The sequence below is a fragment of the Mesorhizobium sp. CA16 genome, assembly GCF_020165175.1.
Lineage (GTDB): Bacteria > Pseudomonadota > Alphaproteobacteria > Rhizobiales > Rhizobiaceae > Mesorhizobium.
Genome location: NZ_JAIUHP010000004.1, coordinates 147,059 through 162,829 on the forward strand (window position 1 = coordinate 147,059; position 15,771 = coordinate 162,829).

19 protein-coding genes and 1 pseudogene are annotated in these 15,771 nt (G+C 62.5%); 13 read left to right on the forward strand and 7 right to left on the reverse strand.

What is annotated here, in order from left to right; all coding sequences use genetic code 11:
• Positions 1-400: 400 nt before the first annotated feature.
• From LB525_RS08405 to LB525_RS08415, 3 genes are all read right to left on the reverse strand, one after another.
• The gene (locus tag LB525_RS08405) at positions 401-619 is read right to left on the reverse strand and encodes a hypothetical protein (protein ID WP_224544276.1); all 219 of its coding nucleotides are present in this window, start codon (positions 617-619) and stop codon (positions 401-403) included.
• 226 nt (positions 620-845) lie between these two features.
• On the reverse strand, positions 846-1,034 hold the full coding sequence (locus tag LB525_RS08410; RefSeq protein ID WP_095768840.1) for a DUF3606 domain-containing protein: 189 nt from the start codon (positions 1,032-1,034) through the stop codon (positions 846-848).
• Positions 1,034-1,594 (reverse strand): DUF982 domain-containing protein, encoded by a 561-nt coding sequence (locus tag LB525_RS08415; protein WP_224544277.1) that lies wholly within the window; start codon positions 1,592-1,594, stop codon positions 1,034-1,036. The genes LB525_RS08410 and LB525_RS08415 overlap by 1 nt, the downstream gene beginning before the upstream one ends.
• A 367-nt stretch (positions 1,595-1,961) precedes the next feature.
• On the opposite strand from LB525_RS08415, the gene LB525_RS08420 reads away from it, so the two are divergent.
• The 4 genes and pseudogenes from LB525_RS08420 to LB525_RS08435 all read left to right on the forward strand — a co-directional run.
• Positions 1,962-2,123: a hypothetical protein gene (locus tag LB525_RS08420; RefSeq protein ID WP_224544278.1), complete on the forward strand. Its 162-nt coding sequence runs from the start codon at positions 1,962-1,964 to the stop codon at positions 2,121-2,123.
• A gap of 93 nt (positions 2,124-2,216) precedes the next feature.
• The gene (locus LB525_RS08425) at positions 2,217-3,023 is read left to right on the forward strand and encodes a hypothetical protein (RefSeq protein WP_095768838.1); all 807 of its coding nucleotides are present in this window, start codon (positions 2,217-2,219) and stop codon (positions 3,021-3,023) included.
• On the forward strand, positions 3,016-3,762 hold the full coding sequence (locus tag LB525_RS08430) for a metallophosphoesterase (RefSeq protein ID WP_224544279.1): 747 nt from the start codon (positions 3,016-3,018) through the stop codon (positions 3,760-3,762). Before LB525_RS08425 ends, LB525_RS08430 begins: the two co-directional genes overlap by 8 nt.
• Positions 3,763-3,892: 130 nt before the next feature.
• Positions 3,893-4,054 (forward strand): annotated as a pseudogene (locus LB525_RS08435) (LysR family transcriptional regulator); the annotation flags it as partial.
• A 215-nt stretch (positions 4,055-4,269) separates the two neighbouring features.
• Here the strand turns inward: LB525_RS08435 and LB525_RS08440 are convergent.
• The 3 genes from LB525_RS08440 to LB525_RS08450 are packed head-to-tail and all read right to left on the reverse strand — an operon-like array spanning position 4,270 to position 7,822.
• Entirely contained in the window at positions 4,270-5,085 is an 816-nt protein-coding gene (locus LB525_RS08440; protein WP_224544280.1) for an alpha/beta hydrolase, read from the reverse strand.
• 10 nt (positions 5,086-5,095) lie between these two features.
• Positions 5,096-6,580, reverse strand: coding sequence for an NAD-dependent succinate-semialdehyde dehydrogenase (locus tag LB525_RS08445; RefSeq protein WP_224544281.1), 1,485 nt, complete (start codon positions 6,578-6,580; stop codon positions 5,096-5,098).
• Between the two features lie 15 nt (positions 6,581-6,595).
• Complete coding sequence (locus LB525_RS08450) at positions 6,596-7,822, reverse strand: iron-containing alcohol dehydrogenase (RefSeq protein WP_224544282.1); 1,227 nt, start codon at positions 7,820-7,822, stop codon at positions 6,596-6,598.
• Between the two features lie 134 nt (positions 7,823-7,956).
• Here LB525_RS08450 and LB525_RS08455 point away from each other — a divergent pair, with 134 nt between their 5' ends.
• Entirely contained in the window at positions 7,957-8,655 is a 699-nt protein-coding gene (locus LB525_RS08455) for a GntR family transcriptional regulator (protein WP_224544283.1), read from the forward strand.
• Positions 8,656-8,763: 108 nt separating this feature from the next.
• Complete coding sequence (locus tag LB525_RS08460) at positions 8,764-9,357, forward strand: DJ-1/PfpI family protein (protein WP_095768830.1); 594 nt, start codon at positions 8,764-8,766, stop codon at positions 9,355-9,357.
• A 157-nt stretch (positions 9,358-9,514) separates the two neighbouring features.
• On the opposite strand, the gene LB525_RS08465 is transcribed toward LB525_RS08460, so the two are convergent.
• Positions 9,515-10,279, reverse strand: coding sequence for an SDR family oxidoreductase (locus LB525_RS08465; RefSeq protein WP_224527771.1), 765 nt, complete (start codon positions 10,277-10,279; stop codon positions 9,515-9,517).
• 103 nt (positions 10,280-10,382) lie between these two features.
• On the opposite strand from LB525_RS08465, the gene LB525_RS08470 reads away from it, so the two are divergent.
• From LB525_RS08470 to LB525_RS08500, 7 genes are all read left to right on the forward strand, one after another.
• On the forward strand, positions 10,383-10,568 hold the full coding sequence (locus LB525_RS08470; RefSeq protein WP_224544284.1) for a hypothetical protein: 186 nt from the start codon (positions 10,383-10,385) through the stop codon (positions 10,566-10,568).
• Positions 10,565-10,837 (forward strand): hypothetical protein, encoded by a 273-nt coding sequence (locus tag LB525_RS08475; protein WP_095768828.1) that lies wholly within the window; start codon positions 10,565-10,567, stop codon positions 10,835-10,837. Before LB525_RS08470 ends, LB525_RS08475 begins: the two co-directional genes overlap by 4 nt.
• Positions 10,838-11,130: 293 nt before the next feature.
• The gene (locus LB525_RS08480) at positions 11,131-12,333 is read left to right on the forward strand and encodes an ABC transporter substrate-binding protein (RefSeq protein WP_095768827.1); all 1,203 of its coding nucleotides are present in this window, start codon (positions 11,131-11,133) and stop codon (positions 12,331-12,333) included.
• A 77-nt stretch (positions 12,334-12,410) separates the two neighbouring features.
• Positions 12,411-13,277, forward strand: a complete 867-nt coding sequence (locus LB525_RS08485) for a branched-chain amino acid ABC transporter permease (protein ID WP_224544285.1) — start codon at positions 12,411-12,413, stop codon at positions 13,275-13,277.
• Positions 13,278-13,302: 25 nt separating this feature from the next.
• The gene (locus LB525_RS08490; RefSeq protein ID WP_224544286.1) at positions 13,303-14,265 is read left to right on the forward strand and encodes a branched-chain amino acid ABC transporter permease; all 963 of its coding nucleotides are present in this window, start codon (positions 13,303-13,305) and stop codon (positions 14,263-14,265) included.
• A 3-nt stretch (positions 14,266-14,268) separates the two neighbouring features.
• A complete protein-coding gene (locus LB525_RS08495) occupies positions 14,269-15,048 on the forward strand; it encodes an ABC transporter ATP-binding protein (protein ID WP_224544287.1) in 780 nt (259 codons plus the stop codon).
• Positions 15,045-15,767 carry an ABC transporter ATP-binding protein gene (locus LB525_RS08500; protein WP_095768823.1) on the forward strand — a complete coding sequence of 241 codons (723 nt, stop codon included), beginning with the start codon at positions 15,045-15,047 and terminating at the stop codon, positions 15,765-15,767. The genes LB525_RS08495 and LB525_RS08500 overlap by 4 nt, the downstream gene beginning before the upstream one ends.
• The last annotated feature ends 4 nt before the right edge of the window (positions 15,768-15,771 follow it).

The following is a 15,771-nucleotide window of genomic DNA, read 5'->3' on the forward strand; positions in this document are numbered from 1 at the left end:
GCAGGAAGGAAGCGCATATGGACGAGAAAGTCGTCGATGCCCGTGCACCGTCCTGGAGACGCGTATTTTCCTGAGCAGGATATCACAGCCGCGATTTTCGCGCTCGGTTTCACGGCGATCGATCCCGGTCGCGATCAGCCAGAAGGCCTTGGAAGCGCCTGGTCAAGGTCACGTCGAGACGGCCGTAACCTATCTCGACGGCCGGACCGCCGATTGATCATGCGTCGTGAGCCAAGCGCTGAGAAGCGGCTGCCGCGGGTGTGCGCCACCGGCTACGACGCGGCCGCGCCCCTCTCGTGTTGCCAATCGCAGCTGGACAGCCCACTGCCGACCAATCCGGCGCGTCACCCGCTGGACATGGCGCGCCGGCCTTGCGGCCCCTTGAGAGATCCTCGCCGGATTAGACCGACATCAAGTCGAAGCTGACGGCGTGTCCATGCTTGACGGCCGACCGCGCGATCATGTTGCTCAATTGAGGAGACTCTACCGAGCAATCCGGCATGACAGTCAGGATGGCCCGCGTGGCCGCGGCCACCGACACCGGCGAGCGGTGCGAGGAACGCGTTTCCATATAGTGCTCGATGAGTTCGTTCAGCCGGACAGGATGATATTTGATCACGCCGCACCTCCCTAAGCCGCGCTTATTCTCTTGCAGCCAACGAATGCTCCCGGTCTCGCGGTCGCGCATTAACCCATGAGAGGGAGTCGGGAAAATTCTTTGAAGCTTCGACGGTGCAACGACACGTCTGGAGACGTTGGCGCTTCGATCAATCACACTGGCTTTGCGCGCGCATTCCCTTCGCCTGCGGCTTCAGCCAGACGCATCCGCGCAAGGTCATTCCGGGCTAACGGGAACCGAGCGCCTTGGCTTCGCGCTCCAGCGTCGCGCGGTCATTGCCGTGTTTGCGAATAAGCTCCCGGGCTTCGGGCATCGTCAGCTGGAATTTCCGCGCGAAATACGCGACCTCATATTCCTCATCGCCCGATACGCGGTCGCGGTCGCGGAAATCGCGCTTGTTCTTGTCGTCGGCCATCACCGTTCCTCCTGGTTGAAGAACAACGTCCGCCGGTAAACGTTCCGTCGGTCGCTGCACGGAACATGCGGCTCGGTGTGGTTCGGAAGTCCCCCCTCGCACCCGCCGGCGTACCGAGCGCCTGATCGGAGAAACGGCATGGCCATCGCGGGGAGCCGCCTTTTTGCTGGAACGATCCCGCTGGGCTGCTGGCTCAGATCGGGGCGGGCAAAATCTCGGCTCGCCCATGGCGGACCCGGGATGCGTCTGATCTCAGCTCTGGTCGCCAAGCAAATTCTGGCGTCCTCGGCAGCAGCGATGAAAGCCTGGCGTGCGACCCTTGGCGGCTCCTGATTGCGCAACACCGCAAGGCAGGCCTGGATCGCGCGGCGCCGTGTCCTCAAATGAGGCTTGGGCCAATCGTGCAAAAGCACGTCAGCCGCATCCAGCACCGACACGACGACGCGGTCACGGTCGATGCGACCTGGCTGCACCACGACCGGTTTGCGAAAACGTTTGCTGCGATAGCGCATGGCCGCTTTGCCGCTGAAACGGTGATCGGACACGGCATCATCCTTCAATCGGCGTTTGCGACAACAACCTATGTTAAGGCGGCGCGACCGATCGTGGCGCAGACTGCGGCGGCCTTAGTTCCCTCACCGAGGCAGGCCCGGTCTGCGCTCCTGTGTCACCAACGAGGATAAGCAGACCGGGCTTTCAATGGCTCCGCAATGCCTGCGGAAGGCCTTTAGCGATCCCATTCTCCATGGAAAGCGCGCTTCTTCAGTAAACATGGACGCGACCGCTACGTTCCGTCTCGTCGAGCAAGGGCACGGCCGTGAGTCGAGATCGGCTTAACTGTCGCCTCGCACGGACGGTGGGCGGAACATTTGGCCGCCAACTCGGTTAGCCGGACGACCGACCGCCTCCAACCGGGAAGGAAAAGCCATGCTCGGTATCGATCTGTGGGCCTTCGTCGTGATCGGCGGGCCGATTATTCTCCTGCTTGTGCTCGTTTATGCTCTTTTGACCCGCCGGCACCGAGGACCGGCCGAACGCCGCGAGAGCGATCGTGCAACCGAGCGCCTATACCGCAACCAAGGGGAGTGAGGTGAGGCTCACCCACAGTCGCCGGCAACGGAACCAGCCGGTCAGGTTGCTGTTTACATCCCGGATGAAGATTTGAGCTCGGAGCAACGGTCGATGGCCGATGACGAGTTGCCGGGCGTGCTGGCGACGCTGCCTGTGATCGACGCCAAGGCGGAGCCGACGCTGAAGAGCGCGGAGGCGGAAGCTTTCTATACGCACGCGATCCGCGAGCTCGCCGCCACCGACATTCCTTTTCTGGTTGCCGGGACATATGCGGTGAGCGCCTATACCGGCGTCGTGCGCCAGACCAAGGACCTCGATATCTTCTGCAAGGCAGGCGATTGTCCGCGCATCCTCGCCCATTTCAAGGATATCGGCTACGCCGTCGTGATCGAGGACGATCGCTGGCTGGGGAAGGTCTTCGAAGGTCCGCATTTCTTCGACGTGATCTTTGCTTCCGCCAACGGCACCATGCAGGTCGAGGACCAGTGGCTGGAGCATGCCCGGCAGGTCGAGCTGCTGGGCAGCCGGGTCAGGATCATCGGACCTACGGAACTTATCTGGTCGAAATGCTTCATCCAGGACAGGGGACGGCACGACGGCGCCGATATCGCCCATACCATCCTCAAGGCACATGAGCAGATCGACTGGCAAAGGCTGCTGTCTTATCTCGACATTCACTGGGAGGTGCTGCTGATGCAGTTGCTGAATTTCCGCTGGATCTATCCCAGCGAACGCGACCGCATTCCCGACTGGTTGCTTGACGATCTGCTCGACCGGCTCGCCAGGCAGCGGCAATTGCCTTCACCGAGGATGAAGATCTGCCGCGGTCGACTGCTGTCGCAGGTCGACTACGAAATCGATGTCAAGGAATGGGGCTTTGCCGGGGTCGGCGGCGTTGGAGAATTTCACGATGGCTGAACAAAGCAGGGCAAGCAAAACGAGCGGAAACGGCAAAATCAAAGTCGCCGCGGTAGGCGATCTGCATGTTCAGGAAGATGCCCAGACCTCCCATCGCGACCTGTTCGGCGAGGTTTCGCGCGAAGCCGACGTCCTGGTGCTTACCGGGGACCTCACCAATCTCGGCAAGCCAAAGGAGGCCGAGCTTTTGGCGGAGGATCTCCGGGCCTGCTCGATTCCCGTGGTCGCGGTGCTCGGCAACCACGACTACGAATCCGATTGCGCCGAGCAGATAGGGGCGACACTTCGCCAGGCCGGCGTTTACCTCCTCGACGGACAGGCGACGGAACTGATGGAAGTCGGCTTTGTCGGCGTCAAAGGTTTTGTTGGCGGGTTCGGCTCGAGGATGCTCGGGTCCTTCGGTGAGCCGGCAATCAAGGCCATGGTGGCCGAGAGCGTCAGCGAGGCGATGCGGCTGGAAAATGCCATGCGGCAAGTCCGCGCCAAGCGGACGCTTGTTGTGCTTCACTACGCCCCGATCGCGGAAACGGTCGCTGGCGAGCCGCCTGAAATCTTCCCGTTCCTCGGCTCTTCCCGGCTGGCCGAAACGATCGACCGGTTCAAGGTGAGCGCCGTCGTGCATGGTCACGCGCATCGAGGCACCTTCGAAGGTCAAACTCCCGGCGGCGCGAAAGTCTACAATGTCGCCATGCACGTCGCGAAGCCGACGGGCCGGCCCTATGCGCTGCTCGAGATCTGAGCCGGCCAGCGACTTGGTGGCTAGACCTCGTCGAACTGGCTGCCTTCCTTGGAAGGGCCCGCGGTGTGGACAGTCCACAAGGAGCGGATGAAGCGCTCGAAGGCGCACAATGTTTCTCTGTCGCGCCAAGCGCGTGCCGGGAACCGACCTGCACATGTACGGAACGCTCTGGCTTCTCACGCAGGGGGAGTCCCGCAAGACGAAGCGCGTGCGGCTCTTCACCGAGTTCATATCCCGCAGGCTTGCCGCGCACGCGCCGCTTCTCGCCGGGCTGTCCATATCGCGCGACTGACGCGTGGCAGGTCGCCGGGGACGCTTGCGCATCTGACGTTCGGGCGATGGCAACCTTCAAGGCGGAGAACTTTTTGAGCGGCTACGGTCTCTTACGGTTTGACGCTTTTGTCGCCATAGCCGCCCCATGCAGCCGGCGCGCTTGCGGCCTGCGCCGCTTGAGCGGGATTGAGCGCAGCATTCCACTTCGCAGGCCAGCGGTATCTGGATAGGGCTCTATGTGGCGATGAGCTTGGCCAGACGATCCGATGCCTCGGTTCCACTCACTCCAAGGTCGCGAACGCTGCTCATGTGATTGGCACCGGAGAGGGCGGTTTGAGAGACTGCCAGCCCTTGTTTTCGCAGATGCTTCGCAAATGCCTCGGCCTGGCTGTGGAACGGCGGCGTTTCCTCGGCTCCAACAGCAATCTCGACCTCTACGGCGGGATCGAAGCGATGTGTCAGCGGCGACAGGCTGGCGGCCTCCTCGTCCGTTATGGCGATCTCGGCGGCAAGGAAGGAGGTCTGCAGAGGCTTCAGCTCGTACAAGCCGCCAAGCAGCAGCGCGCCTTTGACGCTTGATGATCGGCCGTCATCGTTGAACAGCATCGTCGCCAGATGGGCGCCGGCGGAGTGCCCGCTGACCGTCAGGCGGCCGCAATCGCCGCCATGCTCGGCGATGTGCTCGAGCACCCAACGCTTGGCTCGGCGCACCTGCTCGACGATGGCGGCCATCCTCACCGAGGGCATCAGTGAATAGTCGACGATGATCGCGATCGCGCCCGCCCGCGTCACCGTGTCCGCGACATAGGAATAATCGCGCTTGGAGAACATGCGCCAGTAGCCGCCGTGGATGAACATGTGCACCGGCAGGCGATCGCGTTTTCCCAGGGGAAAGAACAGATCGACGGTTTCGGCGGCGTCCGGTCCGTAGGCGATATCGGCGACGCTCGGGATTTTCGCCCGGGTCTCCGCGCTGCGGCGAACGATCTCGGCGACGATATCGTCGAACTCCGCAACGTGGTCGCGGATGCGAAACGGATCCCTGGTCACGCCTGCGCCCTCACATCGTCACGGCGATATATTTGGCTTCCAGGAACTCGCTGATGCCGTGCTTTTGCCCGCCTTCGCGTCCCAGGCCGCTCTGCTTGACGCCGCCGAAGGGAGCCGCAGGGTCGGACATCAGGCCCCGATTCAGCGCTATCATACCCGACTCGATCCTTGATGCCACGCGCATGCCCTTGGCCAGATCGCGCGTATAGATATAGGCCGCCAACCCGTATTCGGTGTCGTTGGCGCGCGCGATGACTTCGGCCTCATCGTCGAAGCGCATGATTGGAGCGACGGGACCGAATATTTCCTCGTGCGCCATCTCCGAATCCGGGGCAACGTCGCAAAGAACCGTCGGCGGGTAGAAAAAGCCCTTGTCATCCGAGGCTGCGCCTCCGCACAGCACCTTTGCACCGCGACGGACCGCGTCTTTGACGAGCCGGTCGATTTTCTCGAGGGCTTTGCGGGTGATCATCGGGCCGCATTCGGTCTCGACGTCCGTGCCGGGGCCCACCTTGAGGGCGGCCATGCGCTTGCGCAGTCCCTCCGCGAACGCATCATGTATACCCGCCTGGACATAAAGCCGGTTGGCGGCAGTGCATGCTTCGCCGGCGTTGCGCATCTTGGCAATCATCGCTCCGTCGAGCGCGGCCTCCAGGTCGGCGTCGTCGAACACGACAAAGGGAGCGTTGCCGCCAAGCTCCATCGAACAGGAGATGACGTGCCTGGCGGCTTCGGCCAGAAGAACGCGCCCAACGCCGGTGGAGCCGGTGAACGAAAGTTTGCGCACTCGCGGGTCGGCCAGCATGGCAGCGGTCAGCGGCCCCGGTTTGGACGTGGTGAGAACGTTCACGACACCGGGCGGGACGCCGGCGTCCTCATACAGCGCGGCAAGCGCATAGGCAGTCAGCGGCGTTTCGCTGGCGGGCTTCAGGATCACGGTACAGCCGGCTGCGAGCGCCGGCGCGATCTTGCGTGTGGCCATGGCAGCTGGAAAATTCCATGGCGTGATCAGCACACATATGCCTATCGGCTGGTAGTCGACGACGATACGGTTTGCGCCGGAAGGCGCAAGGCCGAACTCGCCGCTGATGCGAACCGCTTCCTCGGCGTTCCACCGAAAGAACTCGGCCGCATAAGCGACTTCGCTGCGTGCATCGCGCAGCGCCTTGCCGTTCTCCAACGAAATCAGCACGGCCAACGTCTCCGCCCGCTCGGTCATCAGTTCGAAGCAACGTCTCAGGATCTCCGACCGTTTGCGTGGGGCGGTTTCGCGCCAAGCAGCCGCCGCCTTGGCCGCGGCGTCGACGGCGGCCGCGGCGTCAGCCAGCGTAGCATCGGGAACGGCTGCGATGACGGATTCCGTCGATGGATCGACCACCTCGATAACGCGCCCGTCCGACGAGGGCCGCCATTGCCCGCCAATATAGAGCCCGTGTGAGAACGTGGCATATTCGGAGACCTCGTCCTCGTCCAAAAGCCCTGGAGAAGCGTTCATCAGGTGTCTCCTGTTTCACATCAGAACGGCGGGCATGTCGCCGTCATAGGCCGCTTGCACCAGCCGTCGCATAGCGGCGGCGTCGAAAGGGCGGGGGTTGTTTTTGATCAGGCGGTCGATGCCGAGCGCCTGCTCGGCGGTCCACTCGATCTTGCCGGCAGGCAGGCCCAGATCAGCCAGCGTCCGTGTGATGCCGATCGCGCCGAAAAGCCGTGAGACCTCTGCGATGGTCGCGGAAGCCCTGTCCTTGAGTTCAATGTCCGCCTGGGGCAAACCGAGCGCGGCGCCGACCTCCGCAAACTCGCTGGCGGCGGCGGGCAAGTTGTAGTTCATCACATAGGGAAGCATGGTCGCCACCCCCAACCCATGCGGCGTGTGGGTAAGCGCGCCAACCGGATACTGCACGGCATGGGCGGCGGCTGTCCCGGCCGTGCCGAAAGCGCAGCCGGCCGCCAAGGCGCCCATCATCACATCGGCGCGCGCATCCTCGTCCGCACCGTCCCGGTAGGCCCTTTCCAGGCTGCGGCCAAGAAGCTTGACGGCCAATAGCGCGAAATGGTCGGTGAGAGCGCTCTTGCCCACAAAGACGTGCTGCTGCGGCAGTGTCGGATCGGTTCCGCGTCTCGCCGCCGTAAAGGCTTCGATGGCGTGCGTCAGGGCATCGGCGCCTGCAATTGCCGTGAGCGAGGGCGGGCAAGTCGCGGTCAGCTCCGGGTCGCATAGCGCGACGGCGGCGATGAGGTGAGGACTTGAAATGCCGACCTTCAGCAGGCGCTCCGGATCGGAGATGACGGCTACGGGCGTCACCTCCGATCCGGTGCCGGCGGTGGTCGGCACGGCAATCAGCGGCAGTGCTGGGCCCGGGACCTTGAACTCACCATAGTAGTCTTGAAGCCTGCCGCCATGACTGATCAGCAGCGCCGCGCATTTAGCCATGTCGAGGCAGCTTCCGCCACCGATCCCAACGACCATGTCGGGTTTGAAATCCTTCGCCTCGGCAACACAGACCGCGACGCTGTCCCGGGGCACGTCCGGCAGAGTGCGGTCATGGACAAGGATTTCAACCGAGGCATTGCTCAGCGCGGCCATCATCTCGCCGAATATGGCCGTTGCCGCGAAGCGCTCGTCGGTGCAGACGAGCGCGCGCTTGCCATGCCTGGACGCGACCTGCGGCAGCACCTGGCGCTGACCTTTGCCGAACAAGATTTCACGCGGCAATCGCGCTGCGGCGAACAAGGTCATCGAGTGAGCCCTTCCAGTATGGATCGGCGATCCATCGCTTCCATTTAGGCGTATCCGCTATAAAATCGTATAGGATATAGGATTGAATTGGCCGGAGCATCGTGTTAGTGGTCCTTCCTGTCAAGAGGCAAAAGATGCAGAACCCCGATGTGAAGCTTGATGACGACGCGCGGCCGACAGGCAGAATTCAGCGCGCAAACAGCCTCGCGGGAGACGTCTACGAGGCGATCTTCCAGCAACTCATGTCGCTCAAGATCGCGCCGGGGTCGCGCATAACCGTGGACAATCTCGTCCGGGAACTGGATGTCTCGCATACGCCGATCCGCGAGGCTCTCGGGCGCCTGGAAGGCGAAGGCCTAGTGATCAAGACCCATCTGATCGGCTATCGCGCCGCACCGCAGATCACACGCCGGCGTTTTGACGAGCTTTACGAGTTGCGCCTTTTGCTTGAGCCTGCCGCCGCGGCCAAGGCAGCGGCCGGCCTGGACGCTGCCCGGCTGGCGGCCCTGCAAGAGGCGGCGGGGGTCATGACCCGCGGCGAGGGCAGGGACGAGCGCCTTCGCTATTCCAACTTCGCCCGCCAGGATGCGATCTTCCATGACAAGATCATGGAGTTCGCGCAGAACGAGATCATCCGCGAGACGCTGAACCACCAGCACACGCATTTTCACATTTTCCGGCTGATGTACCACTCGCGCGTAACCGAGGAGGCTCTCGACGAGCACGAAGCCATTCTCTCGGCTTTCGCAGCCGGCGATGCGAACGCGGCGCGAACGGCGATGCGGGTGCACATCGAGAACTCGCGCGACAGGCTCCTGCCTGCGTTCGAATAGGCGGCCGGACGTTCCAGGCGGGTGAAACATGCCCTTTGCTGACATCCACAATCCGATGCCCAAAACCCAAGGCGCGCCTTGCACTGCCACGCAACCGAGAGGAAGACCATGCCAGCCAAAAAGATACTGATGCTGACCGGAGAGTTCACCGAGGAATACGAAATCTTCGTCTATCAGCAGGCCATGGAAGCCGTAGGCCACACCATCCATGTCGTCTGCCCCGACAAGAACGCCGGAGACCGGATCAAGACCTCGCTGCACGACTTTGAGGGCGACCAGACCTACACCGAGAAGCCCGGACACTACGCGCTGATCAACAAGACGTTTTCCGAGGCGGAAAGGCAGATCGACCAGTATGATGCGGTCTACTGCGCCGGCGGCCGCGGGCCGGAATACATCCGCACCGACAAGCGCGTTCAGGCCATGGTCCGCCACTTCCACGAGACCGGGAAGCCGATCTTCACGATCTGCCACGGCGTGCAGATTCTGATAGCGGTGGACGGTGTCGTGCGCGGCAAGAAGGTCGGTGCGCTGGCGGCCTGCGAGCCGGAGGTCACCCTTGCGGGCGGCACCTATATCGACCTCTCGCCCACCGACGCCTATGTAGACGGCACGATGGTTTCGGCCAAAGGGTGGACCGCACTTGCTGCCTTCATTCGTGAGTGTCTGAAGGTGCTCGGCACGGAAATCCACCATAATTAGCCACTGCCGGCCGCTGCGCTTGAGAAGGCGGGCGACCTGGCACAAATGCAACGGCGGATCCCGGTTTCGGGTCGGATCGCGACGCGTTTCCCGCGGCCCTTTGCCAAGGCCGCGACGTCCTTCGATTTAAGTACGAAGCACGCCGTGCTTCGCTTTGCTACCAGCACACGAAGCCGCCATCCACGATAAGATCGATGCCGGTGACGAAAGACGCGGCTCGACTGGCCAGAAACACCGCCGGGCCTATCATCTCCTCGGGTGCCGCGAGGCGACCCATGGGCGTATCGCGCTCGAAGTTCTTCACTTGCTCGGCCACTTCCGGCCTGCGGTTCATCGGGGTCAGCGTGTATCCGGGGCTGAGCACGTTCAGCCGCAGTCCGCGGTCCGACCACTCCATCGCCAGGCTCTTGGTCATGTGAATGACTGCTGCCTTGGACGAGTTGTAGTGCGTCTGGAGGAGACCACGGTTGACGATCGAGCCGGATATGGAGGCCACGTTGATGATCGACCCCTTGCGGCGCGGCAGCATCACGCGAGCCTCGGCCTGGCAGGACAAGAACACACCGCCGACATTGATGCCGTAGAGTTCTTCCCACGTGGCCAGCGGCAAGGTCTCGGCCGCGTGCGCGCCGCCTATACCTGCATTGTTGACGGCAACCGTAAGCGCGCCGAGCTCCCTTTCGATACGCTCGACCGCGGTGGCGAGATCGGTTTCCGACGTCACCGAGCCGGTTATCGCAAGCGCCTTGCGGCCGAGCGCGGTGATCCTTTGGGCCGTCGCCTCGAGCCCTCCCTTCGAGGCGTGACCGAAGCACGCGACGTCGGCACCGGCCTCCGCAAGGCCGACCGCTATCGCCTGACCGATGCCGCTGCCGGCGCCGGTGACCAGCGCAACGTCGCCGTCCAGTTTGAACAAGTCCATTGGGTAGTTCCTTCCTAATTCCTTGATCGCAATCGGGCGAACATACAGGAGTCTTGGTCTCGGCTGCGGTTTTTGTCGCACCCCATCCTTGCTGGTCGCTCAAATGCTGCTGCTGAACGTGGCGGCGATCCACACCTCGAGTGCGAACTGCTCCCCTATCCATGATGCGCATCGCACAAATTTCTGTGTCGAGGAACTCACCGGCCGCGAGTGCGAAACGGGAACTTTTGTTCCACTGGCGATTTTGGCTATGCTGCAGATCCGAATTGCCGGAAGGTCGCTGCCATGACGAAATATTTTGCAATCGCCGCGCTCGTGCTTGCCGCAGCAGCCATGATGGCGGGCCCGGCCGCCGCTGGCGAACAGCATCGCTACCGCGTCGTCAAACAGGAGCGTTATGTTCCAGCCAGCGACGACATCATCGAGACGCTGTTCGGCGGTCCGCGCTATTACGATCAGCAGATGACCACCACGGCGGCGGGCGCCTGCGCGTATCACCGCGTCGGACCGGACGCGAATGCGGTGAACTACATCAACGATAACTATTGCGGGAAGTAGGATTCCCTGGGGGCGGCGTTCCTCGGAGCGTTTTCGACAAGCCTCGACCCTCTTTGCGTTATGGTCTCTGCGAACTTATCGGAGTTCGCCGGGGTGGCTGTGGTTGGCCGGACGTGGCCTCTTTGAATACCGATCCTCTCGCGGGTCTGCGGGTCATCGCACACAGTCGACCCAGACATTGTATACAATAATGAAGAAAGATGTTGACAATCGACCTCGGCCGGTTTCCCTTACGCTATACGCGCAGCCTACGAGCAAAACACAAAGCGCGATAACCAAGGGGAACTGAAACTATGATCAACCGTCGCTCGACTCTGAAATCAATGGCGCTCGGCGCCGTCTCGACCCTGGCGCTTGCCGCTCTCGGCATTTCGTCCGCGCAGGCTGAAAACAAGGAACTGAAGATCGGCTTCGTCGGCGTTACCAGCGGCCCCGCTGCCGCCTGGGGCACGTCGAACGTGCGCTCGATGCAGACCCGCGCCGCCTGGATCAACGAGACAGGTGGCGTCAAGATCGGCAACGACACCTACAAGATCAATATCGTGACCTTCGACGACCAGAAGGATCCCAAGCGCGCCATCGCCGGCATGGAGAAGATGGCGCAGGAAGGCATCCACTATGTCGTCGGGCCGAATGTCGATGACGGCGCCGCCGCGGTGCGCCCCGTCGCCGAGGCCAACGGCATCATTTATTTTCCCTACGCTTTCCCCAAGGCGCTCTACCAGAAGCCGGCCTCCAATGCGGTGCTCGGGATGATCGCCAACTATCAGTCAGGCCCTGCGATCTACAAATATCTCAAGGAAAACAAAGGCGTGAAGAAGATCGCCTTTGTCGCGGCCAATGAATCCGACCCGCTCAGCCAGCGCGACAGCGGCGTCGAGGCGGCGAAGGCACTTGGACTGGAAGTCGTCGCCCAGAACGACACCTACCAGAATGACACCCGCGACTTCACGCCAGTGCTGACGCCGATCGTCGCTTTGAAGCCCGACCTGCTCGTCCTGTCCGGCGTGGCCCCGGCCAACGCGCCGCTGCTCATCCGCGCCGCCCGCGAGCTCGGCTATGAAGGCCTGATCTCGACGGAAACCGCGCAGGACGCCAAGGTCCTGGAAGAGGGCGCCGGCGAATACGCCAACGGCTTCATCTCCGTCGGCGGCGCCTCCACGCCGGAGATCGCCTCGGACGCGATGAAGGAATTCGTCGCCCGCTACACCAAGATGTTCGGCGAATACAACGACGAGTCAAACACCAAGGTCTATGCGCTCGAATACATCATCGAGACCTTGAAGGCCAATCCGGCGGCCATCAACAACGTCGAGGAATTCAAGAAGACCATGGACACTTTCTCGGCGCCCAATCCCTTCCTGAAGGGCGACGCGAAGCTCAGCTATGTCGGCATGACCTCCTTCGGCCAGAAGCGCCAGCTTTCGGTGCCGATGGTGGTCAACGAATATAAGGACGGCGCTTTCCAGACCTTGTTCGTCGGTTCCGTCGACTAGCGCCACCTTCGAGCGTCATTCCTCCAGCTTGCCGCGGGGTCCGATAGGCCGGACCCCGCGGAAGATCGAAGGTATCCATGGAACAGGTCATCGCCAACGGATTGTATCTCGGTGCCCAATACGCGCTGATCGCGCTGGGCTTGACCCTGATCTTCGCCCTGATGAACGTGCTCAATTTTGCTCACGGGCAGATGTATGTGCTGGGCGGGTTCATCACCTACACTGTCTACGGCCAGCTCGGCCTGCCTTTCGTGGTCGCGCTGCTCGCCTCTGGCGTCACGCTCGCCGTCATCGGCGCGCTGATGGAGAAATTCCTCTTCCGCACCGTCATCAGGCGAAGTCACCGCGAGGAGAGCACCATGCTGCTCGCGGCCGCGACGGCCTTTTTCTTCGACGCCGTCATCCTGCTTCTGTTCGGCGAAAAGCAGCGCGGCGTTCCCAAGATAGTCAAGGGCGTCTTCAACGATGCCGGCATCATCATGCCTTACGATCGCATGGTCGTCGGCGTGCTGGCGATCGTCTTCATCGCAGCCTTCGTGCTCTATATGCAGTACAGCCGGGTCGGGCGCGCCATGCGCGCGCTTGCCCAGGACCGCGTCGCGGCCCAGCTGATGGGCGTCCGCGTCGACCGCTATTCGATGATCGGTTTCGCGATGGGCGCCATGCTCGCGGGCGTCGTCGGCGGGCTGCTGGTCACCATCACCGGCGTCAATTCCGGCATTGGCGGGCCGATCTCCATCAAGGCCTTCCTGATGGTGATGATCGGCGGCGCGGGCGTCGTCGGCGGGGCCATCGCCGGTGGCTTCATTCTCGGCATGATGGAGTCGGTCGGCCTCACCGTGCTGCGCGAATATGGCGACGTGACCTACCTCGTCATATTCGCCGCCCTGATGGTGTTCCTGTCGGTCCGTCCCAACGGGCTGATGGGCAAGCCGTGGGGTTGATGGCGCCATGACCCGCAACCGCAACATGAAAATCGCATCGGTCGCGGCCTTCCTGGCGATCGTCTTCATCGCCGTGCCGGCCGCGATCTCGGCAAGCGGTCGTTTTGATCTCTACTACACGCTGACCTCGGTGGCGCTGCTCAGCATCGCCAGCGCAGGTGTCTGGCTCACCTTCTATATCGGCCGCATCAACATCGGCCAGGGTGCCTATGCGCTGATGGGCGGCTACGTCTCGGCCATACTGGTGATGAACTATGGCTGGTCGTTCTGGTTGACCTTGCCGGTGGCCGGACTTTTTTGCGCCGCTGCGAGCGTGCTGATCGGCCTGCCGATCCTGCGGCTGCGTGGCGTCTATTTCGCCATGGTCACGCTGGTGCTGACGGAGGTGGCGCGGCTGCTCGCGCTGGCGCTGCCGATCACCAACGGCGCCAAGGGCATCGTCAGCATCCCGCTGCCCGGCGCGCTGTCGGTCTTCGGCCTGACCATCATTCCGGATTTCGCCACGCTGCAGAATTCGCGGCTTGCCTTCTATCTTCTGGCGGTCACGCTAATGGTGATCTGCTTCGGGGTGATGTACCGCCTGGTCAATTCGCGCATCGGCAAGCTCTGCCAGTCGCTGCAGCAGAATGAGGAACTGGCCTCCTCGATCGGCGTCAACATCGCTTATCTGCGCATCATCGCCTACGCCGTGTCGTCCTTCTTCGGCGGCGTGGCCGGCGCCATCTTCGCCGCCATCTCGCAATCGATCTATCCGTCGAGCTTCACGGTCACCGATTCCGTCAACTTCATGCTGAACTGTTTCCTCGGCGGCCTCGGCTATGTGTTCGGGCCGATGCTCGGCACACTCGTGCTCTATTTCGGCTGGGACCTCCTGTTCCAGACCGGCCAATTCCAATTGCTCATCTATTCCGGCCTGATGATCGTCCTGATGCTGGTGCTGCCCAACGGCCTGCTCAGCCTCGCCGAAACGACCCGGAAGAAGGGTTGAGCCATGGCCGAAATGCTCGAAGTCTCAGGCATCACCAAGCGCTTCGGCGGTCTCGTCGCGGTCAACAACGTCTCCTTCTCGGTGCGCGAGAAGGAGATCCTGTCCGTCATTGGCCCCAACGGCGCCGGCAAGTCGACTTTGTTCAAGCTGATCTCGTCATTCCTCAAGCCCACGACGGGCGAGGTGCGCCTGAAGGGCGAACGCATCTCAGGCATGGCGCCGCATATCGCCGCGCGCAGGGGCGTGGTGCGCACCTTCCAGGAGACGACGATCTTCAAGAACATGAGCGTGCGCGACAACGTCATCATTGCCCATCATTTGCGCTCCAAGGCGAGCCTCTTCGGCTTCTTCCTCGGCACCGGTGCGGCGAAGGCGGACGAAGCGGCCTTCGGCGCCTCCGCCGACCAAATCCTGGCGCTGCTCGGCCTCTCCTCGCTCGCCAATGAGACCGCCCGCAACCTGCCGCACGGCCATTTGCGCGCGCTGGGTGTCGCCATCGGCCTTGCGACCAATCCTTCGATCCTGCTGCTCGACGAACCCTTCGCCGGCATGAACCATGACGAGACGATGCGCATGGTGGAGATGGTGCGACGCCTGCGCGATCTTGGCCTCACCATCTTGCTTGTCGAGCACGACATGCCGGCCGTGATGAAGATTTCCGACCGCGTCGTCGTGCTCAATTTCGGGCAAAAGATCGCCGAGGGAACGCCGTCGGAGATCCAAGCCAATGAGAAGGTGATCGAGGCCTATCTGGGCAGCGAAGACGAGGCTATCGGCCTATGAACCAGATCCTGAACTTCGCCAATGTCGAGCTCTACTACGATCATGTCTACGCGCTGAAAGGCGTCTCGCTCGAGGTCAATGAAGGCGAGACCGTCGCGCTGATCGGCGCCAACGGCGCTGGCAAGTCGTCGATCCTTCGCGCCATCACCGGCTTGCGCAAGATCAGGTCAGGCGAGATCCATTATGGCGGCAAGCGCATCGACGCCGCCGCCCCCGACGAAATCGTCAAGATGGGCATCGCCATGGTGCCGGAAGGACGCCGCGTCTTCCCCTTCATGTCGGTCAGAGACAACCTCCTGATGGGCGCTTTCACCCGCACCAGCAAATCCGAGATCGCCGCGTCGATGGAGATGGTGTTGGGGCGCTTTCCGCGGCTGAAGGAGCGCTTCTCGCAGGCCGCCGGCACGATGAGCGGCGGCGAACAGCAGATGCTGGTCATCGGCCGCGCACTGATGGCCAAGCCGAAGCTCCTGCTGCTTGACGAGCCGTCGCTCGGCGTCGCGCCAAAACTCGTCCAGGACATCGCCCGCTCGATCGTCGCCATCAACCGCGATGAGAAGGTCAGCGTGCTCCTGGTTGAGCAGAATTCGCGCATGGCGCTGCGTATCTCGCAGCGCGCTTATGCGCTCACCACCGGCAGCGTCGCGCTGAGTGGCAACTCCGCCGAATTGCTGACCGACGACCGGGTCAAGCGTCTTTATCTCGGCGGTGAGATCTGAGGCT

Excerpts from the sequence above, each read along its gene's own strand:
- LB525_RS08455 (WP_224544283.1), top strand. The coding sequence starts at position 7,957 with ATGCAGAACCCCGATGTGAAGCTTGATGACGACGCGCGGCCGACAGGC.
- LB525_RS08410 (WP_095768840.1), bottom strand. The coding sequence starts at position 1,034 with ATGGCCGACGACAAGAACAAGCGCGATTTCCGCGACCGCGACCGCGTA.
- LB525_RS08425 (WP_095768838.1), top strand. The coding sequence starts at position 2,217 with ATGGCCGATGACGAGTTGCCGGGCGTGCTGGCGACGCTGCCTGTGATC.
- LB525_RS08460 (WP_095768830.1), top strand. The coding sequence starts at position 8,764 with ATGCCAGCCAAAAAGATACTGATGCTGACCGGAGAGTTCACCGAGGAA.
- LB525_RS08495 (WP_224544287.1), top strand. The coding sequence starts at position 14,269 with ATGGCCGAAATGCTCGAAGTCTCAGGCATCACCAAGCGCTTCGGCGGT.
- LB525_RS08430 (WP_224544279.1), top strand. The coding sequence starts at position 3,016 with ATGGCTGAACAAAGCAGGGCAAGCAAAACGAGCGGAAACGGCAAAATC.
- LB525_RS08500 (WP_095768823.1), top strand. The coding sequence starts at position 15,045 with ATGAACCAGATCCTGAACTTCGCCAATGTCGAGCTCTACTACGATCAT.
- LB525_RS08480 (WP_095768827.1), top strand. The coding sequence starts at position 11,131 with ATGATCAACCGTCGCTCGACTCTGAAATCAATGGCGCTCGGCGCCGTC.
- LB525_RS08465 (WP_224527771.1), bottom strand. The coding sequence starts at position 10,279 with ATGGACTTGTTCAAACTGGACGGCGACGTTGCGCTGGTCACCGGCGCC.
- LB525_RS08420 (WP_224544278.1), top strand. The coding sequence starts at position 1,962 with ATGCTCGGTATCGATCTGTGGGCCTTCGTCGTGATCGGCGGGCCGATT.
- LB525_RS08450 (WP_224544282.1), bottom strand. The coding sequence starts at position 7,822 with ATGACCTTGTTCGCCGCAGCGCGATTGCCGCGTGAAATCTTGTTCGGC.
- LB525_RS08490 (WP_224544286.1), top strand. The coding sequence starts at position 13,303 with ATGAAAATCGCATCGGTCGCGGCCTTCCTGGCGATCGTCTTCATCGCC.
- LB525_RS08475 (WP_095768828.1), top strand. The coding sequence starts at position 10,565 with ATGACGAAATATTTTGCAATCGCCGCGCTCGTGCTTGCCGCAGCAGCC.
- LB525_RS08485 (WP_224544285.1), top strand. The coding sequence starts at position 12,411 with ATGGAACAGGTCATCGCCAACGGATTGTATCTCGGTGCCCAATACGCG.
- LB525_RS08470 (WP_224544284.1), top strand. The coding sequence starts at position 10,383 with ATGCTGCTGCTGAACGTGGCGGCGATCCACACCTCGAGTGCGAACTGC.
- LB525_RS08445 (WP_224544281.1), bottom strand. The coding sequence starts at position 6,580 with ATGAACGCTTCTCCAGGGCTTTTGGACGAGGACGAGGTCTCCGAATAT.